Origin of the sequence: Brevundimonas guildfordensis, assembly GCF_014836405.1 — a bacterium.
GTDB lineage: Bacteria > Pseudomonadota > Alphaproteobacteria > Caulobacterales > Caulobacteraceae > Brevundimonas > Brevundimonas guildfordensis.
This window is the reverse complement of the sequence record NZ_JACSQU010000001.1, coordinates 1,430,393-1,450,774: the sequence shown is the minus strand read 5'-3', so window position 1 is coordinate 1,450,774 and position 20,382 is coordinate 1,430,393. Positions and strand designations below refer to the sequence as shown.

24 protein-coding genes are annotated in these 20,382 nt (G+C 67.5%); 15 read left to right on the top strand and 9 right to left on the bottom strand.

The annotated features are described in order from the left end of the window. Window positions 1–11: 11 nt before the first annotated feature. Together fliE and H9656_RS07070 are read left to right on the top strand one after the other, a co-directional pair. Window positions 12–335: a flagellar hook-basal body complex protein FliE gene (fliE, locus tag H9656_RS07075; protein ID WP_025978475.1), complete on the top strand. Its 324-nt coding sequence runs from the start codon at window positions 12–14 to the stop codon at window positions 333–335. Between the two features lie 82 nt (window positions 336–417). Continuing rightward, entirely contained in the window at window positions 418–801 is a 384-nt protein-coding gene (locus H9656_RS07070) for a VOC family protein (RefSeq protein ID WP_191743462.1), read from the top strand. 3 nt (window positions 802–804) lie between these two features. Here H9656_RS07070 and H9656_RS07065 read toward each other — a convergent pair whose 3' ends face one another. Further along, window positions 805–1,950, bottom strand: a complete 1,146-nt coding sequence (locus tag H9656_RS07065) for an acyltransferase family protein (protein ID WP_191743461.1) — start codon at window positions 1,948–1,950, stop codon at window positions 805–807. Window positions 1,951–2,050: 100 nt separating this feature from the next. On the opposite strand from H9656_RS07065, the gene H9656_RS07060 reads away from it, so the two are divergent. Further along, window positions 2,051–3,295: a S41 family peptidase gene (locus H9656_RS07060; RefSeq protein WP_191743460.1), complete on the top strand. Its 1,245-nt coding sequence runs from the start codon at window positions 2,051–2,053 to the stop codon at window positions 3,293–3,295. A 7-nt stretch (window positions 3,296–3,302) separates the two neighbouring features. Here the strand turns inward: H9656_RS07060 and folE are convergent, their stop codons facing one another. Continuing rightward, complete coding sequence (gene folE / locus H9656_RS07055) at window positions 3,303–3,890, bottom strand: GTP cyclohydrolase I FolE (protein ID WP_191743459.1); 588 nt, start codon at window positions 3,888–3,890, stop codon at window positions 3,303–3,305. Window positions 3,891–4,038: 148 nt separating this feature from the next. Between folE and fliQ the strand changes: the two genes are divergently transcribed. The 4 genes from fliQ to cckA all read left to right on the top strand — a co-directional run bounded on the left by fliQ (window position 4,039) and on the right by cckA (window position 8,313). Continuing rightward, a complete protein-coding gene (fliQ, locus tag H9656_RS07050) occupies window positions 4,039–4,302 on the top strand; it encodes a flagellar biosynthesis protein FliQ (RefSeq protein ID WP_191743458.1) in 264 nt (87 codons plus the stop codon). A gap of 13 nt (window positions 4,303–4,315) precedes the next feature. Continuing rightward, window positions 4,316–5,086 (top strand): flagellar biosynthetic protein FliR, encoded by a 771-nt coding sequence (gene fliR, locus H9656_RS07045; protein WP_191743457.1) that lies wholly within the window; start codon window positions 4,316–4,318, stop codon window positions 5,084–5,086. After that, window positions 5,079–6,155: a flagellar biosynthesis protein FlhB gene (gene flhB / locus H9656_RS07040; protein ID WP_191743456.1), complete on the top strand. Its 1,077-nt coding sequence runs from the start codon at window positions 5,079–5,081 to the stop codon at window positions 6,153–6,155. Before fliR ends, flhB begins: the two co-directional genes overlap by 8 nt. Window positions 6,156–6,228: 73 nt before the next feature. Beyond that, window positions 6,229–8,313 (top strand): cell cycle histidine kinase CckA, encoded by a 2,085-nt coding sequence (cckA, locus tag H9656_RS07035; protein ID WP_225212256.1) that lies wholly within the window; start codon window positions 6,229–6,231, stop codon window positions 8,311–8,313. Between the two features lie 10 nt (window positions 8,314–8,323). Here the strand turns inward: cckA and H9656_RS07030 are convergent, their stop codons facing one another. After that, complete coding sequence (locus H9656_RS07030) at window positions 8,324–8,506, bottom strand: hypothetical protein (protein ID WP_191743455.1); 183 nt, start codon at window positions 8,504–8,506, stop codon at window positions 8,324–8,326. 191 nt (window positions 8,507–8,697) lie between these two features. On the opposite strand from H9656_RS07030, the gene H9656_RS07025 reads away from it, so the two are divergent. The 4 genes from H9656_RS07025 (at window position 8,698) to H9656_RS07010 (ending at window position 13,107) form a co-directional block, all read left to right on the top strand. Continuing rightward, complete coding sequence (locus tag H9656_RS07025; protein WP_191743454.1) at window positions 8,698–9,312, top strand: superoxide dismutase; 615 nt, start codon at window positions 8,698–8,700, stop codon at window positions 9,310–9,312. Window positions 9,313–9,479: 167 nt separating this feature from the next. Beyond that, window positions 9,480–10,097: a 30S ribosomal protein S4 gene (gene rpsD, locus H9656_RS07020; RefSeq protein ID WP_191743453.1), complete on the top strand. Its 618-nt coding sequence runs from the start codon at window positions 9,480–9,482 to the stop codon at window positions 10,095–10,097. A gap of 145 nt (window positions 10,098–10,242) precedes the next feature. Beyond that, on the top strand, window positions 10,243–10,623 hold the full coding sequence (locus tag H9656_RS07015; protein ID WP_191743452.1) for a lipoprotein: 381 nt from the start codon (window positions 10,243–10,245) through the stop codon (window positions 10,621–10,623). A gap of 111 nt (window positions 10,624–10,734) precedes the next feature. Further along, entirely contained in the window at window positions 10,735–13,107 is a 2,373-nt protein-coding gene (locus H9656_RS07010) for a bifunctional diguanylate cyclase/phosphodiesterase (protein ID WP_191743451.1), read from the top strand. On the opposite strand, the gene H9656_RS07005 is transcribed toward H9656_RS07010, so the two are convergent. Continuing rightward, the gene (locus H9656_RS07005) at window positions 13,083–14,192 is read right to left on the bottom strand and encodes an NADH:flavin oxidoreductase/NADH oxidase (protein WP_191743450.1); all 1,110 of its coding nucleotides are present in this window, start codon (window positions 14,190–14,192) and stop codon (window positions 13,083–13,085) included. The two genes, H9656_RS07010 and H9656_RS07005, sit on opposite strands and share 25 nt — an antisense overlap. 147 nt (window positions 14,193–14,339) lie before the next feature. Between H9656_RS07005 and H9656_RS14210 the strand changes: the two genes are divergently transcribed. Together H9656_RS14210 and H9656_RS07000 are read left to right on the top strand one after the other, a co-directional pair. Next, window positions 14,340–14,468 carry a hypothetical protein gene (locus H9656_RS14210; protein WP_263598608.1) on the top strand — a complete coding sequence of 43 codons (129 nt, stop codon included), beginning with the start codon at window positions 14,340–14,342 and terminating at the stop codon, window positions 14,466–14,468. Beyond that, window positions 14,468–14,851 (top strand): hypothetical protein, encoded by a 384-nt coding sequence (locus H9656_RS07000; protein WP_191743449.1) that lies wholly within the window; start codon window positions 14,468–14,470, stop codon window positions 14,849–14,851. Before H9656_RS14210 ends, H9656_RS07000 begins: the two co-directional genes overlap by 1 nt. A 13-nt stretch (window positions 14,852–14,864) precedes the next feature. On the opposite strand, the gene H9656_RS06995 is transcribed toward H9656_RS07000, so the two are convergent. The 5 genes from H9656_RS06995 to H9656_RS06975 form a co-directional block, all read right to left on the bottom strand. Further along, on the bottom strand, window positions 14,865–15,290 hold the full coding sequence (locus H9656_RS06995; protein WP_191743448.1) for a thioesterase family protein: 426 nt from the start codon (window positions 15,288–15,290) through the stop codon (window positions 14,865–14,867). A 20-nt stretch (window positions 15,291–15,310) separates the two neighbouring features. Next, on the bottom strand, window positions 15,311–15,664 hold the full coding sequence (gene grxD / locus H9656_RS06990) for a Grx4 family monothiol glutaredoxin (protein WP_191743447.1): 354 nt from the start codon (window positions 15,662–15,664) through the stop codon (window positions 15,311–15,313). Between the two features lie 88 nt (window positions 15,665–15,752). Continuing rightward, window positions 15,753–17,000, bottom strand: a complete 1,248-nt coding sequence (locus tag H9656_RS06985) for a hypothetical protein (protein WP_191743446.1) — start codon at window positions 16,998–17,000, stop codon at window positions 15,753–15,755. Window positions 17,001–17,164: 164 nt separating this feature from the next. Continuing rightward, window positions 17,165–17,545 (bottom strand): hypothetical protein, encoded by a 381-nt coding sequence (locus H9656_RS06980; RefSeq protein ID WP_191743445.1) that lies wholly within the window; start codon window positions 17,543–17,545, stop codon window positions 17,165–17,167. A gap of 88 nt (window positions 17,546–17,633) precedes the next feature. Then, a complete protein-coding gene (locus tag H9656_RS06975; RefSeq protein ID WP_318240603.1) occupies window positions 17,634–18,497 on the bottom strand; it encodes a LysR family transcriptional regulator in 864 nt (287 codons plus the stop codon). Between the two features lie 95 nt (window positions 18,498–18,592). Between H9656_RS06975 and H9656_RS06970 the strand changes: the two genes are divergently transcribed. Then, window positions 18,593–19,744 carry an MFS transporter gene (locus H9656_RS06970; RefSeq protein WP_191743443.1) on the top strand — a complete coding sequence of 384 codons (1,152 nt, stop codon included), beginning with the start codon at window positions 18,593–18,595 and terminating at the stop codon, window positions 19,742–19,744. A 29-nt stretch (window positions 19,745–19,773) separates the two neighbouring features. After that, window positions 19,774–20,382: a membrane protein YczE gene (gene yczE, locus H9656_RS06965; protein WP_191743442.1), complete on the top strand. Its 609-nt coding sequence runs from the start codon at window positions 19,774–19,776 to the stop codon at window positions 20,380–20,382.

Sequence of the window (20,382 nt, the reverse complement as noted above, 5' to 3'; positions counted from 1 at the left end):
GGGGCTAAGGCATGAACCCCATCATGGCCGCCCGCGCCTACGCCGCCGTTCAGGGCGGGGGCGGCGTCAGCGTCACCACCTCGGCCAACGCTGCCGCGAGCGCCGGTCCGAACGCGGCGGGCGGCTTCGCCGACCTGCTGCAGAACGTCATGACGCAGACGACGCAGGCCACCCGCGTCGCCGAGGCCCAGATGGCCCAATCCGTCCAGGGCCAGGGCAACCTGATCGACGTCGTCACGGCGATCTCGTCGGCCGAGGCCTCGCTGGAGACGGTGATGGCCGTCCGCGACCAGGTCATCTCGGCCTATCAGGAGATCATGAGGATGCCGATCTAGCGTCGGCTTCTCCATTTCCTGATGAGCGCGGATCGAACCCGCGCGCCGCACGCTTTCTTTCCCGACAGTGAAAGGAAGACCCATGCTCAAGGACAAGAACTCCTCGGCCATCGTGGCGGTCAAGGATCTGGATCGCGCCCGAGCCTTCTATTCAGACGTGCTGGAGCTGAACCTGGCCGATAGCGGGATGGAGGGGATGCTGGGCTACCGCACCGGCAACACCTGGCTGACCGTCTACAAGTCCGACTTCGCCGGAACGAACCAGGCCAACGCCGTCTCGTGGGACGTCGGGGTCGAGTTGGACGACATCGTCGCCGCTCTGAAGGCCAAGGGCGTGGCGTTTGAGCGCTATGACGGCATGGAGCACGATGGCGACATCCACGTGTGCGGGTCCCTGCGCCTGGCGTGGTTCAAGGACCCGGACGGCAATGTGCTGCATCTGGTCGGCGGCGCCGGCGCTGGCTGACGCCTAGCCTTCCAGCGACACCACCGGCTGGCTGACGGCGGCCCCGCGACCGCGCGCCTTGAGCCAGGCGCGGATGCGGTTCTGGATCGGCTGGTCGATCAGATAGTGCAGGCCGAAGGCGAAGACGAAGGCTGCCGCCACGCCCAGGCCCCACAGGCCCCAACGCCAGGCTTCGCCCAGCGCCAATTTGCCCGCTGCCGCGTCGGCCAGGCCGAACCAGGCGATGCGCACCACCTCGTTCGAGATGAACATGGAGAAGGACACCATCGCCGCCTGCTCGACCAGCTTCGACGGGTTGCGCCCCGGCGAAGCGCCCGCCGCCAGGATGATGATGCTGATGAAGACCAGCGAGATCAGGGCGTGTTTGTCGAAATACTGCACGCCGGCCAGGGCGACGGCGGCCAGCACGCCGGCCCAGCCGGCGACGCGCGGGTTGATCCACACCCCTTGCGCAAACCAGGCCAGCCCCATGCCGAGGATGAACAGGGGCAGGGCGCGCCAGATGCCCAGGTTCAGCGGCATCTGATAGACGGGATAGTTCAGGATCGCCCAGCTCAGCTCATTGGCCGCCAGATAGCCGACAATGACCAGCGCCAACGCGGTCCACGGCCCGATCCGGCTGAGGCCGCGCAGCACGAAGGGAAAGGCCACGTAGCAGCCTAGCAGCGCCGAGATCGACCACGTCGGCGCGTTCCAACCAATGCCGCCGTGCACGCCGAACGACTGCACCAGGGCGGCCTGGGCGGGAAGTTGGTCCCAGGCGAACCACTCGGGATGGTTGGGCGGCATCCCTGCGGCCGTTGCGACGAGCACCAGCGCCACCAGCAGGCCCAGGACGATCAGGTGGGCCGGAAACACCCTCAGCGCTCGCTTCAGGAAGAAGTTCGTCTTGGACATCCGGCCCGAGCCGACGGCGCGGCCATAGACCCGCATCAGCACATAGCCGCTGTCGATCAGGAAGAAGTTGGTCAGCAGGAAACCGCCCCGCTCGAACACGGGATGCAGCCCTTCGGCGAGGGGTACAGGCGCCGACATCTGGAAATGATGCAGGATGATCAAGGCGGCCACGATGAACCGCAGCGCGTCCAGCCAACCGCCGCGCGCGATCGGCGGCGGCTCATTCCGGGACGAAAACACGGCCTGCAGCATGGCGACCTCCTAGGTTCAGTGTGGGGCATGCAGGAAAGGGGCCGCATGGTGGCCTTGAGGGACCCGTGTTCGTCAGCCACTGTTGCGTCGGGTGAGGGGCATGATGATCATTAAATGGGCGAGCTTGGCTCGTGCGTTGGGAGCGGTGACCTTGTCGGCTTTTCTGGCTGCGGCTTGGCGTACGGCGGAACCTATGCCTTGGCGGCAGCCGCGAACGGTTGCCGAACAGAAAGCTTACAATCGCGCCGTGTTCGATCGGGTATGGACGCAGCTGAACCAAAGGCATTTTGAAAGGGCTTCCCGCCGCGCCGCCTGGCGATCTGCTCGGGCGCGTCACCTGCCGTTGGCCCTTCAGGCGTCGGACACTGCGGGGCTCTATTATCAAGTGCTGGCGCCGATGTTGAACGCGACGGGCGAATCCCATGTCGGCGCATCGCCGCCCGTAGGATATGAGCGGAATTGGCCGCAACTTCAGTCGAGCGCCTCTGCTGGGCGCCCGCGTATCTTCATCGCGCCGGGAAATGTCTCGGATGGCGACATGTTGCGTGACATCGGGGTGTCCCTCGCTAGTGGCGAGGTGATTGATTTGATCAAGGGCGGGGCGGCTGAACGCGCGGGAGTCGAGATCGGCTGGCGCGTCGACCAGATAACACCGGGGGCCGGCCGCTACGAGCGCCGCTACTGGTTCCGCCAGGCGTCTGGAGAGCTGCGGAGCTTGACCCTTGACCATCGTCGACCGCCGCCGCCGCGCATGCCCTATGAACGGCGCTTCCTGCCAAGCGGCGCCCTTTCGTTGCGCTTCGACGCCTTTGAGAAGCCGCAGATCGACTGGGTCCTCTCGCAGTTGAAGAAGGCGCCGCCGGAGGGGGTCATTCTTGATCTTCGCAACAACAGCGGCGGCGCCGTAACTGAGAATGAGCGGCTGCTGGGCGCGCTTCTGCCGGCTCGTTCCTTGATTGGGTCGCGTATCGTCAACGGTCGCCGGACCATGCTGTTCACCCAACGTGGGGCCGAAGCCTACACGGGCCCTTTGCTGCTTTTGATCAGTCCTCGTTCTGCGAGCGCGGCTGAGGTTGCGGCCAGCGCCTTACGACATCATGGACGGGCCGTGCTGGTTGGGCGCGGCAGCGCCGGAGCAGCTCTTACGTCGCGTGCTTTTCGGTTGCCCGACGGCGGCAGTCTTCAGGTTCCGGTCTACGACCTGTATGATCCTGCAGGTCGACGCATAGAAGGCGCAGGGGTCGAGCCCGACGTTCACGCCGCGCCGACACTGGCTCTGATCCAGGCGGGGCGGGATCCAGTTTTGGAGGCGGCTGAAGCGGCGTTGGCCTCTGCACGGCGCTGAGCCGATTTTAGCCCCGCACCAGCCGCAGGAATTCTTCCCGCGTGCGCGGGTCTTCACGGACCGCGCCCAGCAGGCAGCTGGTCGACAGGCTGGCGCCCGGGACATCGACGCCGCGCATGGTCATGCAGCTGTGCTCGGCCTCGATGACGACGCCGACGCCGACGGGGCGCAACACTTCCTGGATGGCGTTGGCGATCTCCGACGTCATTTTTTCCTGGATCTGCAGGCGGCGGGCGTAGCCGCGGACGACGCGCGCCAGCTTGGAGATGCCCACGACCCGGTCGGTCGGCAGATAGCCGACGTGCGCCTTGCCCACGACCGGCAGCATATGGTGTTCGCAGAAGCTGACGAAGCGGATGTCTTTCAGGACGATCAGCTCGTCATAACCGCCAACTTCCTCGAAGGTCTTTTCCAGATAGTCGCGCGGCTCGACCTCATAGCCCTGAAACAGCTCGCGATAGGATTTGGCGACGCGCTTGGGCGTTTCGATCAGGCCTTCGCGCGCGGGATTGTCGCCGGCCCAGCGGATCAGGGTGCGGACGGCGGCTTCGGCTTCTTCCTGCGAGACGGGCGGGGTATGGGCGTGATCGGTCATGGGCGCTTCATAGCCCCGAGCCGCCGCCGAAGGCCAGAGGCCAGCGCAACAGCCGTTTTGTCGAAACGGTTAGCGCGACGTTAACCATCCTGTCGGCATTTTCTGCCCACTGTCCCGCCTCTGGTTCGGCGGGCCCTGGGGATTGGCGATGAACGGCGCGGAAGTTTTGGATATCGGGCGCGACGCCCTGTGGCTGACGATCCAGCTGTGCCTGCCGGTTCTGACCGTGGCTCTGGCCGTCGGCGTGTCCATCGGTCTGTTCCAGGCCCTGACGCAGATCCAGGAACAGACCCTGGTCTATGCGCCCAAGATCGTGGCCGTCTTCGTTTCCCTGCTGCTGTTCTTGCCGCTGATGGGCGCGCTTTTGGGCGGGTTCATGAAGGACATCGCCGCCCGCATCGCGGGAATGTAGGGCGAGCGGGCGCGTGGATCCCTATGCGACGGCGGAACAGGTCTGGACCGGGGGGCTGATCTTCGCCCGCATCGGGGCGATCCTGATGCTGCTGCCGGGCTTCGGCGAATCCTACGTTCCACCGCGCGTTCGTCTGTCGCTCGCCCTCGTGCTGTCGCTGGCCCTGTGGCCGATTGTGGCCGGCAGCCTGCCGGCTCTGCCCGCCACTCTGGGCGCGACCGTCGGCTGGGTTATCCGAGAGGTGCTGACCGGCCTGGCCATTGGAGCGATCCTGCGCAGCTTCATGACCGCGATGACTACGGCGGGCGAGATCGTCTCGCTGCAGACCACTCTCGGCTTCTCCCAGACGGCAAACCCGATGCAGGCCCAGCCGGGCACCACCCTGTCGGCCTTTCTGATGCTTTTGGGCGTGACGCTGGTGTTCGCGACGAATACCCACCACCTGTTCATCGGCGGCATGGTCGGATCCTATGAAGCGATCGCGCCGGCGAAGCCTCTGATCGTCGGCGATTTCACCCAGTTGGCGATCCGCACCTTGAGCCAGAGCTTCATGCTGGGGGTGCAGCTGGCGGCGCCGGTCCTGGTGTTCGCCCTGATCTTCAATCTGGCCTCCGGCCTGGTGGCGCGGGTGATGCCCAGCTTTCAGGTCTATTTCGCCGCCGCGCCGTTGAGCGTCATCCTCGGTCTGTCGGTGTTCACGCTCAGCCTGGGCGTGCTGGGGACCGTCTTCATCGACCGCTACCGCTCGGTGGCGGCCTTCTTCACGGGAGGCGCCGTTGGCTGACGGTCCCGATCCCGAGTCGAAAACAGAAGAAGCCACCCCGCGAAAACTCGAACAGGCGCGCAAGAAGGGGGACGTCGCCAAGTCGCCGGACGTTGCGGCGGCGCTGTCTCTGGCGGGGGCAGCGGGCGTGTTGCTGGCGGGCGGCGGCTGGTTCTCCACCCGGATCGCCGAGGCCTTGACCCCTTTCCTTGCTCAGCCGCACGCGATGATCGGCGGATTGGAGGCGGGAGCCGGCGTGGAGATCGCCATGCAGGCCGTGTGGGCCGCGGCGCCCTTTTTGGCGGCCTTGATGTTCGCGGTCATTCTGGGCGGGGCGGGCGGCAATCTGGCCCAGTCCGGCCTCATCTTCACCGTCGAGAAGGTCAAGCCGAAATGGTCGAAGGTGAACCCCCTGGAGGGGTTCAAACGCATCTACGGCCCGGACGGCGTAGTGCAGTTCCTCAAGACCTTCATCAAGCTGGTCGCCATCGGCGCCGTATGCTTCTGGGTGCTGAAGCCGCACGTGCGCGAGCTCGAGCAGCTGGCTGCCATGAGCCCGGCCTACATCCTGCCGTTCGCGCGGGACCTGGCGCTGGCGCTGATGATGTCGGCCCTGGTGTTCCTGGGGCTGACGGCGGGCGCCGACTATCTGTGGCAGCGCATGCGCTTCGCCAAGCGGATGCGGATGACCAAGGAGGAGATGAAGGACGAGTTCAAACAGTCCGACGGCGATCCTCACGTCAAGGCCAAGCTGCGCCAAATCCGCATGCAGCGCGGCCGCCAGCGCATGATGCAGGCCGTGCCGGACGCCACGGTGATCATCACCAACCCGACCCACTATTCGGTGGCCCTGCGCTACGAGCCGGATCAGGGCGACGGCGCGCCTGTCTGCGTCGCCAAGGGCGTCGACGCCCTGGCCTTGCGCATCCGCGAGGTGGCCAAGGAGCACCAGGTGCCGATCGTCGAGAACGTGCCTCTGGCCCGGGCCCTGTATGCCGCGGTGGAGGTGGACGACATCATCCCGCGCGAACATTTCGAGGCGGCGGCCAAGGTCATCGGCTTCGTCATGCAACAGCGGAAACGGCGATGAGCCGCCAGCGCGTTAGGGCCGGCGAAAGAGCTTCGGTATGCTGACGAACCCTGATTCGCGCGGGCGAGACGCCATGATCATTTCCCGACCCCAAGACAGGTTGAAGGCGAAGGCGACGCGCCGTCCGACGTTTGATCCCCTGCTGGTGATCATGGCCGTGGGCTTCACCCTGGCGGTCGCCGCCATCGCCTATCCGGCGTTTCGAACCAACGCCTTCAGCGCGCCGGGTCTGATGCTGATCTTCGCGGCCGGCGCTACGGCCCTGATCTGGCTGTTCGCTTTCGGCCGGGCCGAGGTGCGGCGCGCCAATGGCGATACGGCGGTCGAGATGCTGGACGCCCTGGCCGAGCCCGCCGCCTTGGTTTGGCCGTCGGGACAAGTGCTGGCGTACAACGCCGCCTGGGCCGAGGAGAACGGAACCGTCACCACGCTCCCCAGGTCCGGTAAGGGAGGCGGCAAGTCGGCCCAGGCCCTTTACATGGCCTTCGCACAGGCGCGTGAGGGTCAGCAGGGGCGCGCCATCGTTCAGATCGGCCCGCGAGAGAAAGAGGTGCTGATAGGCCAGGCGGGGCAGGGGCGCTTCCTGGTGCGCGCCGCGCCCGACGCCGTCCTGCCGCTCGCCCCCAGCGCGCCCGTGGCGCCGCAGCCGGCCGCCCCGACCGGCGAGGCCCGCGCCATGGCGGCCGGGGCGCCTTTCGGCTCGGCCGTGATCGGCGGCGAAGACCTGTTTGCCGGCCGGGTCGAGGAGCCGAACGCCGCCTTGGCCCTGCTGACCGGCCCGGCGGCCTCCGGCGACGCCGCCTTCGGCCACCTGTTCGATCCGGCGGGCGTGGCCGAGGCCAAGGCCAAGCTGGAGGCCGGATCGTCCGGCCCGATCGAGCTGATCGCTCGCGCCCACCCGGACCGCCAGCTGCACCTCTATGTCGCTCCTGAAGGCGACAGACGCCGCGTCTGGCTGTTCGACGTGGCGGCGCAGAAGTCGATGGAGCTGCAACTCTCCCAGGCCCAGAAGATGCAGGCTGTCGGCCAGCTGGCGGGCGGGGTGGCGCACGACTTCAACAACCTGCTGACGGCGATCCAGCTGCAACTCAGCGGCCTGCTGGAGCGCCACCCGGTCGGCGATCCCTCCTACGAAGGGCTGAACGAAATCCGCCAGACGGCCATCCGCGCCGCGGATCTGGTGCGCAAGCTCCTGGCCTTCTCGCGCAAGTCGACGGTGCGGCGCGAGCGGCTGGACCTGGGCGAACTGGTCGGCGAGTTCGCCGTGCTGCTGCGCCGCCTGTTGCGCGAGGACGTGCGGCTGGAGACCGACTACGGCCGCGACCTGCCGCTGGTGCTAGCCGACAAGAGCCAGCTGGAGACGGCGGTGATGAACCTGGCCGTCAACGCCCGCGACGCCATGCGCGGCGTGGTCGAGCCGGGCGCGGGGGTCGTCACCATCAAGACGCGGCGCCTGACGGGCGCGCAGGCCCGCGACCTGGGCTGGCGCGAGGCGACGGACGAGGTGGCCTTCATCGAGGTGTCGGACACCGGCCCCGGCGTGCCGCCGACCCTGTTGGACAAGATCTTCGAGCCCTTCTTCACCACCAAGGCGGTGAACGAGGGGACGGGCATGGGCCTGGCCACCGTCTACGGCATCGCCCAGCAGGCGGGGGGCCACATCACTGTCGCCAATCTTGAGAATGCCGGCGCGGCCTTCCGCATCTTCCTGCCCGCCGCCTCGGCCGAGGAGCTGGTCGAGACCCCCGTGGTTGAGAAGGTCGTCAAGGCGCCGCGCGACCTGTCGGGCGCCGGCCGCATTCTGTTTGTCGAGGACGAGGCGGCTGTGCGCGGCATCGCCGCCCGCCTGCTGCGCCAGCGCGGCTATGAGGTGATCGAGGCCGCCGACGGCGAGGAGGCTCTCATCCTGGCCGAGGAATGGGCCGGCCAGATCGACATGCTGATCTCGGACGTCATCATGCCGGGGCTGGACGGGCCGTCGCTGCTGCGGAAGGCGCGGCCGTTCCTTGGCGACGCGCCCGTCATGTTCATCTCCGGCTATGCCGAGAGTGATTTCTCGGACCTGCTTCAGGACGAGGTCGGGGTGTCCTTCCTGCCCAAGCCCCTGGACATCAAGACACTGGCCGAGCGCGTGAAGCAGGAACTACACGCGGCTTAAGAGCGTGCTGTCAGGCTCTTAAGTCGAGGCGCTGTTCCGGCGACCAGCGCCGCTCTCGCGCCGCTTCGTGCAGGGTGTCGGCGAGATCAAGCAATTGGTGACGGCGAAGGCGCGGAATCGCCTCCAGCAACTGCAGGCGCAGGCTTTCCGCTTCAGCGTCCGAAAAGAAGGCGTCGGGAGGACGACGAGGCATGGCGCACCGTCCTGAAAAGCGACCGGAATGGCGGTCTGGGGCTTTCGGCAAACCGCTTTTGCCCGTTTTCGGTTCCGAAAATCGGCTTTGACGTGAAATTATGAACAAAGGCGACGTTCAGTGCTTGGGTATGTCGCGCGCGGCCCTAGATAGGGTCCAGAGGAATCAAACGCCGTAAAGAGGAGTCTCCCATGGCCTTCACCCTGCCCCCGCTGCCCTACGCCTATGACGCGCTGGAGCCGGCCATCGACAAGGAGACGATGACCTTCCACCACGACAAGCACCACCAGACCTATGTCGACAACCTGAACAAGGCGATCGACGCCGACGCCTCGCTGCAAGGCAAGTCGTTGGAAGAGCTGTTCGCCGGAATGTCGAAGCTGCCCAAGGCGGTCCGCAACAACGGCGGCGGCCACTGGAACCACAGCCTGTTCTGGGAACTGCTGGCGCCGCAAGGTCAGACGGGCGAGCCCTCGGCCGAGTTGGCCGCCAAGATCGACGCCGAGCTGGGCGGCATGGACAAGTTCAAGGCGGACTTCGACGCCGCCGGCGCCGGCCAGTTCGGCTCGGGCTGGGCCTGGCTGATCCTGCAGGACGGCAAGCTGAAGGTCACCTCGACCCCTAACCAGGACAACCCGCTGATGGATCTGGCGGATGAGAAGGGCGCCGTCCTGCTGGCCGCCGACGTGTGGGAGCACGCCTACTACCTCAAGTATCAGAACCGCCGGGTCGACTACCTCAAGGCCTTCTGGTCGGTGGTGAACTGGAACAAGGTCAATGAACTGTACGAAGCCGCCAAGGGCTGAGCCGTCGGATAACTTGACTCCGGGGGGGCGGGCCTTCATAAGCCCGCCCTTCTCGCATCGGGCTCGTCCCGAGGCGCGATGTCTATTACGGACGATGCGTGGACCGCCGTTGAGATCGCCGCTCCAATCGGGGAGGGGCCGGGCCGCATCATGATGAAGAGTGACATATGTCCAAGCGCCACAGCGCCAAGTACAAGCTCGACCGGGCCATGGGTGAAAACCTGTGGGGTCGCGCCAAGTCTCCTGTCAACAAGCGCTCCTACGGTCCCGGCCAGCACGGTCAGCGCCGCAAGTCCAAGGTCTCTGACTTTGGTCTGCAGCTGAAGGCCAAGCAGAAGCTGAAGGGCTACTACGGCAACATCACCGAGAAGCAATTCGCGGCGACCTATGCCGAAGCCGCCCGCCGCAAGGGCAACACCTCGGAAAACCTGATCGGTCTGCTGGAATCGCGTCTGGACGCCGTCGTCTACCGCGCCAAGTTCGTGCCGACCGTCTGGGCCGCCCGTCAGTTCGTCTCGCACGGCCACGTCACCGTCAACGGCAAGAAGGTCGACATCGGCTCTTACCGCGTGAAGGTCGGCGACGTGATCGAGGTCAAGGAAAAGTCGCGCAACATGGCTCTGGTGCTGGAAGCCCAGCAGTCGGCCGAGCGTGACCTGCCTGACTATCTGGAACTGGGCGATCGCGGTTTCTCGGTCCGTTACGGCCGCGTGCCGGAACTGTCCGACGTGCCGTACCCGGTGAAGATGGAGCCGAACCTGGTCGTCGAATACTACTCCTCGTAAGTTCGACAGACCTGCCAAGGTTGTTGGAAAGGCCCCGGCGTCGCCGGGGCCTTTCTTTGTCTATATTGCGGCCTTGCCGGTTCACTTTCGGGCCGGTTCGGCGCATAATGGATAATCATCAGCGGCGCGCCGAGGGAGGCCGAACATGAAAAGGTCTTTCTTTGGTCTGGTTCTCGCGGCCGGCCTTGCCGCCTGCGCTCATGCGCCGGGCGAGCTGGTGCGGACCGAAGGCATGCCAGGTCAGTTAGAGCCGATCCACGCTGTCGCCTTCACGCGCGACCTCGCCGTGTTCCGCGTCAGCTCCAACGGCTGCACTGACAAGGCTGACGTACGGCCCTTCATCACGCAGCTGAAGGACGCAGCGGTCATCACTCTGCGCCGCCTGGATGAGGATCGTTGCACCCGCCCGGTCCGAGACGGCGTCCAGTTGCAGTGGACCTTCGAGGAACTGGGCCTGCCGCCGGGCGCCAATGTCGTCGTCAACAACCCTTATCTTTTGAACGACGACGCAGGCGCAGCGCAGTAGGGCTCAAGCGGCCCGATCTTCAGGCTTCGTTAGCCACGCTCGAACAGACGCGTTTAAGACCTCAAATCATAGAACGGGCGACCTTTTCCCTATGTTTGGCGTCTCCCTAGTATGCGCGTGCTTTCGTGTCTGACCGAAGATCACCATTTCGGTTTGGTGGCCCTGGCGGCTTTCATCTGCCTGATCGGTAGCTGGATCACCGCCGGACTGCTGCGTCGCGTTCGCGAAGAGCGCGGCGTTTCGCTTGCATCGTGGGTGTTTCTGGGCGCGCTGGCTGGCGGCGCCACCATCTGGTGCACCCACTTCGTCGCCATGATCGCCTATCGACCCGGCGTCGACGTGGCCTATGAGCCTCTGCTGACGGGCGTCTCCCTGGCCATCGCCATTGTCGGTGCGGGACTGGCGCTGGGGGGCGCGACGATGCGCGGCCGCTTCGCGCCGGCGGCCGGCGGCGCCGTCTTCGGACTGGCGGTCGCGGCGATGCACTTCGTCGGCATGGCCGCCATGGCGGTCGAGGCCGTGGTGCACTGGTCCTACGCCTATGTGGCCGTCGCCCTGATTGGTTCGGTCGTCTTCGGCGCCGCAGCCTTCCAACTGAGCGCCCGCACGCAGGACCGTTTTGCGCGCCTGAAGGGCGCCGCCGCCATGGTCCTGGGCATCGTCTGCCTGCACTTCACGGCGATGGCGGCCATGACGGTCATTCCTTTCGCCGCGAGCGACGGCGTGTTGACCGGCGAGGCCGCCCAGCACGTGCTGGCGCTGGGCGTCGCCGGCGTCGGCTTGCTGGTGCTGGGGGCGGGGGCCGCCAGTCACGTTCTCGACCGCCAATCGCACGCCCTTCACAGCGAACGGCAGCAGTATCTGATCGAGAGCGGCGTCGACGGCATGGCGATCGAACGCGACGGTGTGATCATCGCCGCCAATGAGGTCCTCACTGCCCTGCTCGGCGTCGAGCGCGACGTCTTGATCGGGGCGAGCCTGAGCCAATGGGTCGAGGACGCAGGCCGTCTGGCGGACGGGGCGGTGGCTCAGACCGTTCTGCGCTCGGGCGTAGAAGACATTCCGATCGAGTTGTCCGCCCGGCAGGATCAAACGACCAGCGGGCGCTCTATGATCTATGCGGTGCGCGACCTGCGTGCGCGTCTCGCCCAGGAGCGGCGCATCGCTCACCTGGCCCGCAACGACAGCCTGACGGGTCTGCCGAACCGCGCCTCCTTCCTTGAACGCCTCACCCGACAGCAGCAGACGGCGGCCGCCGGCGAAACCCTGGCGCTGTTCGCGCTGGACCTGGACCGCTTCAAGGAGGTGAACGACCTGTACGGCCACGCCGTAGGCGACCGCCTGCTGTGCGTAATCGCCGAACGCTTGAAGGCGGCCCTGCACGAAGGGGAGTTTGTCGCGCGTCAGGGCGGTGATGAGTTCCTGGCTCTAGCCTCGGTCGCTGGCCGCGATGAAGCGCGCGCGGTCGCCGAGCGCCTGCGGCAGGCGGTGATCGAGACCGTGACCATTGAGCACGCCGATCTTTCCTGTGGAGCCAGCATCGGCGTATCTCTGTGGCCCGAGGATGCCGAGGATGTCTCCGCCCTGATCAACAACGCGGACCTGGCCATGTACCGGGCCAAGGCGTCGCTGACCCAGGACATCTGCTTCTACGAAGCGGACATGGACCAGGCCGTCCGCGCGCGGCGCCGCGTCACCCAGGCCTTGCGCGAAGCTCTGGAGCGCGACCAGTTCGAGCTGCACTATCAGGTGCAGGCCTCGGTCGAGACGGGCAAGGCGACCGGCTATGAAGTCCTGCTTCGCTGGAAGAACGACGAGGGCCGCTATATCTCGCCCGTCGACTTCATACCCGTGGCCGAAGAAACCGGCCTGATCCTGCCGATCGGCGAGTGGGTGCTGCGCCAGGCCTGCCGCCAGGCCGCCGCCTGGACCGAGCCGCATCGCATCGCCGTCAATCTGTCACCGGTCCAACTGAGCCACGTCGATCTGCCCCGCCTCGTGCATCAGATCCTTGTAGAGACGGGTCTGCCGCCGTCGCGCCTGGAGCTCGAAATCACCGAGACGGCGATGATCACCGACATGGAGCGCACCACCCATGTCCTGCGCCAGCTGAAGGCCTTGGGCGTCACCGTCGCCATGGACGATTTCGGGACCGGCTATTCTTCGCTGTCGACGCTGAAGGCCTTCCCCTTCGACAAGATCAAGCTGGATCGCTCGTTCATGCTGGAGCTGGAGGGAACGCCGCAGTCGCGGGCCATCATCCGCGCGGTCCTGACTATCGGTGAAAGCCTTTCCATCCCGGTGCTAGCCGAAGGCGTCGAAACCGCAGAGCAACTGGCCTTCTTGCGCGCTCAAGGGTGCAATGAGGTTCAGGGCTATCTGCTGGGCCGACCTCAGCCCGAAGCGGACGCCCTGTCGAACGGCGCCGCGAGGATCGAAACGCCGCCGCCGGTCGGAGATCAGGCCGACCGCGCCGCGGCATAGCCCGGCCAGTGCTCGGCGCCTGCCCGTTCGTACTGGACAGGCAGGCCCTCGGCGGTCCCCAGGGCGACCGCCGCGTGATGGCCCCAGTTGGGATCATCCAGCACGGCGCGAGCGACGGCGACCAGATCAGCCTTGCCTTCCGCCAATAGGGCCTCGGCCTGGTGCGGGTCGACGATCAGGCCAACGGCCATGACGTTCGCTTCTGGGACCGCCCCCTTCACCGCCTCGGCGAAGGGAACCTGATAGCCCGGCTGGTCGCCCGGGATGCGGGCGCTGGCGACGTTGCCGCCGCTGGTCAGGTGCAGATAGTCATAGCCCATGTCGTGCAAGGCGCGACCGAAGACTGCGGCCTCGTCAGGAGTGATCCCGCCCTCGGTCCAGTCCGAGCCGTTGAAGCGGGCGCCCAGCGCCTTGGCGCGCGGCCAGGCGTCACGCAGGGCCTGTGCGACACGCAGGGGGAAGCGCATCCGGTTCTCGAGTGGGCCGCCGAATTCGTCGGTCCGTTCGTTCGACAGAGGCGAGAGGAACTGGGTCAGCAGATAGCCATGGGCGGCGTGCAGCTCGACCAGGTCGAACCCGGCGCGGTCGGCGCGCGTGGCGGCGTCGACGAACGCGGCGACCACCCGATCCATGCCCGCCTGATCCAGGGCTGTCGGCGTATGCCAGTCGTCGCGGTATGGCTGAGCCGAGGCGGAGAACGTCTCCCACGCCTTGTCGGACGGGGCTGGGCCGCCTCTGTCGATCCACGGAGGATTGGTCGAGGCCTTGCGGCCCGCGTGAGCCAGTTGCACCCCGATCGGCGTGTCCGAGTAGGTCCGAATGTCGCGAATGATCCGGGCGAAGGCGGCTTCCTGTTCATCATTCCACAGGCCGGTGTCGGCCCAGGAGATGCGGCCGGCCGCTTCGACGCCCGTGGCCTCGATGATGACCAGTCCCGCGCCCGACAGCGCCAGGCGACCGATGTGCTGGACATGCCAGGGCTGGGGCACGCCGTCGACGGCGGAGTACTGACACATCGGCGCGATGACGATCCGGTTCCTCAGCGTCAGGGGGCCGACGGCGCGCGGCGTGAACAGCAGGCTCATGCAGGATACTCTCAATGGACCCAGATTAGGGGGTCACAGTAGCTATGACTGTGGCGATTGGTTTCAAGCCCACCCTTTCCGATTATTCACGTGATCCGGAACCGTGACGCTGGCAGTCTCAAGGCCAATCAACACGGGAAAAATCCTATGCGTCGTTTCATCATCGCTCTCGCCGTCGCCGCCGTCGCAGCCCCCATGCTGTCGGGCTGCATCGTCATCGCTGCCGAAAAGCCGACCACGCGCGTCATCCACTCCGCCTCTGCTGAGACGAACTGATGCGTCTGGTTGGTGTTCTCGCGACCGCCGCCCTGCTGCCCTTGCTGGGCGGCTGCGTCATCTATTCGAACGAGGGCGGCGAGAAGATCTCGATCGTCACGGACCAGGGCGCGACCCGTGTCGAGGCGCTGGAAGCCGTCCGTAGGGTGGATTTCGACGGCCAACGGCTGAACGTCGTCGTCGGATCGAACGGCTGTACCGAAACCGCCAGCTTCGAGGTCAAGATCCAGGACGGCGACCCCGCCGAACTGACGCTGGCGCGCCGCGCGCCGGACCTGTGCAAGGCGCTGGCGCCGGAAGGCGTGACGATCAGCTGGACCTACGCCGAACTGGGCCTCGAGCGCGGCCAGCCCGTGCGCGTGTTGAACCCGATCAGCCTTTAGGGACAGGCGGCCGCTAGGCCCGAAACGGTCCCAGCATCTCCGCCGGGATGCGGGCCGGGCGCAGGGTCTTGGCGTCGACCAGGCACCATTCGGACAGACCCTGCGCGCACAGACGACCTTGTGCGTCCTCGATGCGGACATAGCGGTTGAAGCGCGGCCCTTGCGGGTCGCCGACCCAGGTGCGGGCGACTACGCCGGTCGCGCCCGGTTCGATGGCGCGCAGGTAGTCGATCTCATGACGCAGGGCCAGCCAGGCCCATTTGGCGCGCGTTTCCTCGTCGAAACGCGCGTTCCAGTGCGCCGTGCCGACATCCTGCAGCCAGCCGACATAGACGACGTTGTTGACGTGGTTGTTCTCGTCGATGTGTTCCGGCCGCACGTCCAGCGGAACGACGAAGACCTCGCGGTCCTCACGCGGCTGAAGCTGCGGCCGGGCCATGGTCTCAGGCTTCGCCCAACTTACGCTTCACCAAGGGCGACGCCCTTCTCGGCCATCAGGGCCTGAAGCTCGCCCGACTGGAACATCTCGCGCACGATGTCCGAGCCGCCGACGAATTCGCCCTTTACATAGAGCTGAGGAATCGTCGGCCAGTCGGTGAAGGCTTTGATGCCTTCGCGCAGGGCTTCATCCTGCAGCACGTCCACGCCGACGAAGGCGGCGCCGACATGATCCAGGATCTGAACGGCCAGCGAGGAGAAGCCGCAGCGCGGCGAATCCGGCGTGCCCTTCATGAAGAGCACCACGTCATGCTCAGCCACCGCCTGGGCGATGAAGGCGTGGACGGGATCGGCGGCGGCGGTTTGTTCGGTCACTGTGTCGAAACCCTTCTAGAGGAGCCCGTGAGCTAGGCGCCCTTTGGGGCCGGGTCAAGGCCGGGGCGATGCGGGGCGGGGTTGCGGCTCAGGCGGACTGGGTGCTGGCGGTCAGCCGTTCGGCGCGTTCGGCCAGCGTCTGAGCGCCGTACTCGCGCGCCGTCTGGGCTGCTTCGGTCAACATCAGGCCGACGCCGCGCGGCGTTTCGCCGGTCCAACGCGCCCGGGTCAGGGCCACGCGCGCCAGGCCGATCTGCTCGGCCGCCCAGTCCAGCGGCGTGGCCGTGACTGAAGGCCGCGCCAGGCGACGCCTCAGGCTGGTCTCAATATCCATCAACCCGCTCAGGTCGCCGCCAGCGCTGGCGCGAGCGGTGTCCTGGGCCACGCGCTGTTCATGCGCGAGGGCGCCCAGGATCAGGCCGCCGCCCTCGGTCAGGGCCTCGGCCTGGATCAGCACCACGGACGGCAGGGTTTCGCGCTCGGCGCGCATCACCTGGATGGCGGACCAGTCCAGAGGGCTGTGATCGGGGGTGAACAACTGGGCGGCGATGTCGAACATGGCCTGGGCCTGATCGCGGGCGGCCGGCGCGTCGGCCACCGCAGCCAGCGCCGCCATGCCGGTCGCGCAAAGCGCCAGGGCGCGGGCGCGGCTCAGCGGTCTCTGTTCCGGCGCGGCGGCCTCGACCAGGGCGCGCAGGTCGCGCCCGGCCTGATCCAGCATCTTGGGGTCGCGCGCGGTGAGGCCGATCTCCAACACCAGCCCGGCGCGGTCCAGGCGTATTTCATCTTCGAGGGCGCGCGGGCCCTTCAGGTTGGCGATGGCGGATTCCAGCAGGCTGGCGGCCTCGTTCATCTCCGACAGGCGACCGGAAAGGAGCGCCAGCCGCGCGCGCAGGCGGGCGTGCAGCGCTGCAGCGGCGGCCACCGTATCCACCCGCCGCGCCGCGGGCAGCTCGCTCAACAGGTCAAGGGCGGCGGTCAACCGTTCCGGCCCGCCGCGCAGGTCGAAGGCCAGCATGGCGCTCTGGGCCAGGTCGAGGGCGGCGCGCACGGCCTGATCGCCGTTGGCGGCGTGCCTGGCGGCGTCGCGGCCGCTGCTTTCAGCGCGCTCCAGACTGTAGGCCGCGCCGCAGCGACGGGCGTGCTCGCGCCAAAGCGCGGCGGCGCGCAGGGCTGCGTCGAACGGACGCGTGCACGAGACGCGCCCGGCGTCGGTAGCTTGCTGGCGAGCCTCGATCTCGACCAGGCCCACGCCGATCAGCTCAAGCCAGCCGAGGTCGTCGCTGTCGCGCGCCTTCTCGAACAGCCGTCTGAGATCTCTGCCGAATTCGAACATTCGCCCGTATCGCCGCCTGTATCGTCCCGCTTCGGGATCAAGAGGATGATCCCAGCGTCGACCAAGCAAACGCAGCGCCGTTGGAACGGTTCGGCTTGGCTATGAGGACAAAATCTCGGACTGACGTCGGCGAGAGGTTCAATTGCGCGACGTCGCCGTCCGCCTCAGTCCAGGCGCGGCGCCCTTTGGCGGCAGCGCTGCAATGAGGCGCGGGCCTCGGATTCCCCGGCGGAAAGGCGACGCACAGCCTCCAGGCGGGCGCGCGTCTGTTCCGTTTCGGCCACGGTCGGATTGCGTCCGGCGACGGTCGCCGCCTGCATGGCCGCCAGCGACCAGTAGAGGGCGGCGTCATAGAGCGAACGGCCATAGCGGCTCTCTCCGCCCTCCAGTTCGGACGCCGCCTGTGTCAAACCGGCGCAACGCACCGCCTCGTCATAGGAGACGAGCCGGGCGCTGGGCGCTGGGGCCGGAGCCTGGGCCGAGGTCTGAGCCTGCGCCGAGGTCTGGGCCAGCGCCATGGCGGCGGTGACGACAAGGATGAACATCAGAACTCCAAAGGCGCGGGGAGCGCCAATCTGGCCCTAATAGAGAACCACGTCCCCGTGAAGGATGAAAGACGTGTTCAGCTAAGCTTCAGGTTGCATCCGGGGCGTCGGGCATGGCGCGCCCCTGATCGCCCAGCCAGCGCAGGAACTGACGGCGGCCCTTCGACATCTCGCCTGCGCCGGGAATGGCCGCCACGGCGCCGTCGTCGCGGGCGAAGCCGAACGGCGCCAGCAGCCGCCCGTCCGCCACCGCCTCGGCCGTCAGCGCCCACGGCAGGACCGCCGCGCCCCAGCCCGCCAGGGCGCCGTCCAGCGCGAAATGCAGGTGGGCGACAGGGCGCTCGGCCGCATCGGGCAGGCGACGCTCCGTCAGGCGGGCCCAGTCCTTCCAGGCGGACAGATGGGTGCGCGGAGCCAGACGCGGCGCGCTCAGGACATCCGCTCGGGCGTCGTGACGGACCAGGGCGGGCGCGATCACCGGCCCGATCGCATTGGGAATGACGCGAAGGGCGCCCAGACTGTCGATGCGCGAGGCGTCCAGCAGCCGCAACAGCACATCGGCGCCTCGGCGGCTGACGGCGTGGGGCGCCAGTTCGACCAGATGCACCCGCACCTGGGGATGCAGGCGGTTGAAGTCCGCCAGCCGGGGGATCAGCCATTTGACCGCCAGACTGGCGTTGGCGGCGACATGCAGGTCGCGCCCGTCGCCTCGCGCCTCGGCCACGGCGGCGGCGATCTGGTCGAAGGCGGCGGTCAGGCCAGGCAGGAGGCCCCGCCCTGCCTCCGTCAGCGTCAGGGCGTGACGCGGCCCCTCGAACAGGCGCAGGCCCAACTGCCCCTCCAGCGTCTTGACCTGTCGGCTGACGGCGCTGTGGGTGACGTTCAGCTCGGCCGCCGCGCGGGTCGCGCTGCCCGTGCGCGCCATCGCCTCGAAGGCGCGCAGGGCGTTCAACGAGGGCAGGGGTCCTGCGGTTGTGAGGTTTTCGAACATCCCGCGTTCGATAGGTCGCTTTCGCCGCGCGGGCAAATCCGCTGACAGAGCGCGCCATGTCGCACGCCGCCGTTTCCCGTCTGATCATTCCGGTGCTGGGCCTGGGGATGATCGTCTCCTTCGCCTCCAGCTACTATCTGCTCGGCGTGCTGGCCGAGCCCTTGGCGGCGGGCGTGGGGACGACGCCGGGCGCGGTGTTCACGGCCCTGTCGGGCGCCTTTCTGGTGTCGGCGGCGCTCAGCCCCTTCGGCGGTCGCTGGATCGACCGGCGCGGCGGCCGCGAGGTGCTGTCGGCGGCGGCTGTGATCTTCGCTCTGGCCCTGACGCTGCTGGGGCTGGCGCGCGAGCCGGTCGCCATGATCGCGGGCGTGCTGATGCTGGGGGCAGGCATGGGGTTGGGACTGTACGGCCCGGCCTACGCCGTGCTGGTGGCTCTGCATGGCGAGGCGGCGAAGAAGCCGATCACCGCTGTCTCCCTGCTGGGAGCCTTCGGCGGGGCGTTGGGCTGGCCGCTGACCTTGCTGATGATCGAGACCCTGGGCTGGCGCGGCGCCTGCTTCGTATGGGCGGGGGGGCATGTGCTGCTGTGCCTGCCCCTCTATTGGGCAGTGCTGCCCGACGGGCGCGCCGGGGGCAGGCCTCCTGCGTCCGGGCGCGTGCGGTGGGACGGGACCATGATCCGACTGGCCGTCTTGTTCGCCGGAGCCTGGTGGGTGGCGACGGCCATGAGCGCCCATCTGCCGCGGTTGCTGAATCGGCTGGGCCTGAGCGCGGCCGAGGCGGCTCTGGCCGCCGGACTGATGGCGGGCGCGGCCGTCGCCGTGCGCCTGATCGTCCTGGCGGCGCCGGGGAAGGGCTCGCCCGTTGCAGCGGCGCGGACGGCGACCCTGCTGCATCCATTCGGCGCCCTGATCGCCTTCGTCGGCGGCAAGGGGGCGGCGGGCGCCGTGGCTTTGGGGCAGGGGGCGGGAAACGGCCTGCTGGCGGTGGCCTCGGGCGTCCTGCCGCTGCATCTGTTCGGGCGCGAGAACTATGGCGCGCGACAGGCCCTGGTGCTGACGCCCGCCCGGTTCGTCCAGGCGGCGGCTCCGGCGCTTTACGGGGTTGTGCTGGATCGCTCGGCGGGGCTGGCCTTGCTCGTCTCCAGCGGCGTCTGCCTGATCATGTTCGCCATGACCTTCGGGCTCCGACGAAAGCCGGACCTGTAATTCCCGGCCCGATCAGGCAGAAGGGGGCCATGTTCATGCGTCGCTTCATCCAGCTTCAACTGGGCCTGTGCCTCTATGGCGTCGCCGCCGCCGCGATGGTGCGGGCCAACCTGGGCCTGGATCCGTGGAACGTCTTCCATCAGGGCCTGTCGCTGCGCACCGGCATGAGCCTGGGGACCGCCTCCATCCTGATGGGGGTGGTGGTCATGCTGACGTGGATTCCTCTGCGGCAGAAGCCGGGGATCGGCACCCTGTTCAACATCTTCGTCATCGGCCTGTCGATGGACGCGGCCCTGGCGGTCATGCCTGAGATGACGACCCTGCCGCTGCGGCTGGCCTTCATGGCGGGGGGCGTTGTGCTGACCGCCGTGGGCGCCGCGGCCTATATCGGTGCGGGCATGGGGACGGGACCGCGCGACGGCCTGATGGTTGGCCTGAACCAGCGGCTGGGCTGGTCGATCCGCGTGTCGCGGATGCTGATCGAGCTCAGCGTCCTGGCCGGAGGTTGGCTGCTGGGCGGCTCGGTCGGCGTCGGCACCATCGTCTTCGCCGTGGGCATCGGCCCGCTGATCCAGATCTTCCTGCCGTGGTTCCAGGGTCTGGCGCGGGAAGGCTCCCCCGCCCGCGCCAGCGCGTAA

Bases quoted from the DNA above. Each gene is read 5' to 3' on its own strand.
- fliE (WP_025978475.1), top strand. From the start codon at position 12: ATGAACCCCATCATGGCCGCCCGCGCCTACGCCGCCGTTCAGGGCGGG.
- H9656_RS07070 (WP_191743462.1), top strand. From the start codon at position 418: ATGCTCAAGGACAAGAACTCCTCGGCCATCGTGGCGGTCAAGGATCTG.
- H9656_RS07065 (WP_191743461.1), bottom strand. From the start codon at position 1,950: ATGCTGCAGGCCGTGTTTTCGTCCCGGAATGAGCCGCCGCCGATCGCG.
- H9656_RS07060 (WP_191743460.1), top strand. From the start codon at position 2,051: ATGATGATCATTAAATGGGCGAGCTTGGCTCGTGCGTTGGGAGCGGTG.
- folE (WP_191743459.1), bottom strand. From the start codon at position 3,890: ATGACCGATCACGCCCATACCCCGCCCGTCTCGCAGGAAGAAGCCGAA.
- fliQ (WP_191743458.1), top strand. From the start codon at position 4,039: ATGAACGGCGCGGAAGTTTTGGATATCGGGCGCGACGCCCTGTGGCTG.
- cckA (WP_225212256.1), top strand. From the start codon at position 6,229: ATGATCATTTCCCGACCCCAAGACAGGTTGAAGGCGAAGGCGACGCGC.
- H9656_RS07030 (WP_191743455.1), bottom strand. From the start codon at position 8,506: ATGCCTCGTCGTCCTCCCGACGCCTTCTTTTCGGACGCTGAAGCGGAA.
- H9656_RS07025 (WP_191743454.1), top strand. From the start codon at position 8,698: ATGGCCTTCACCCTGCCCCCGCTGCCCTACGCCTATGACGCGCTGGAG.
- rpsD (WP_191743453.1), top strand. From the start codon at position 9,480: ATGTCCAAGCGCCACAGCGCCAAGTACAAGCTCGACCGGGCCATGGGT.
- H9656_RS07015 (WP_191743452.1), top strand. From the start codon at position 10,243: ATGAAAAGGTCTTTCTTTGGTCTGGTTCTCGCGGCCGGCCTTGCCGCC.
- H9656_RS07010 (WP_191743451.1), top strand. From the start codon at position 10,735: ATGCGCGTGCTTTCGTGTCTGACCGAAGATCACCATTTCGGTTTGGTG.
- H9656_RS07005 (WP_191743450.1), bottom strand. From the start codon at position 14,192: ATGAGCCTGCTGTTCACGCCGCGCGCCGTCGGCCCCCTGACGCTGAGG.
- H9656_RS14210 (WP_263598608.1), top strand. From the start codon at position 14,340: ATGCGTCGTTTCATCATCGCTCTCGCCGTCGCCGCCGTCGCAGCCCCC.
- H9656_RS07000 (WP_191743449.1), top strand. From the start codon at position 14,468: ATGCGTCTGGTTGGTGTTCTCGCGACCGCCGCCCTGCTGCCCTTGCTG.
- H9656_RS06995 (WP_191743448.1), bottom strand. From the start codon at position 15,290: ATGGCCCGGCCGCAGCTTCAGCCGCGTGAGGACCGCGAGGTCTTCGTC.
- H9656_RS06985 (WP_191743446.1), bottom strand. From the start codon at position 17,000: ATGTTCGAATTCGGCAGAGATCTCAGACGGCTGTTCGAGAAGGCGCGC.
- H9656_RS06980 (WP_191743445.1), bottom strand. From the start codon at position 17,545: ATGTTCATCCTTGTCGTCACCGCCGCCATGGCGCTGGCCCAGACCTCG.
- H9656_RS06970 (WP_191743443.1), top strand. From the start codon at position 18,593: ATGTCGCACGCCGCCGTTTCCCGTCTGATCATTCCGGTGCTGGGCCTG.
- yczE (WP_191743442.1), top strand. From the start codon at position 19,774: ATGTTCATGCGTCGCTTCATCCAGCTTCAACTGGGCCTGTGCCTCTAT.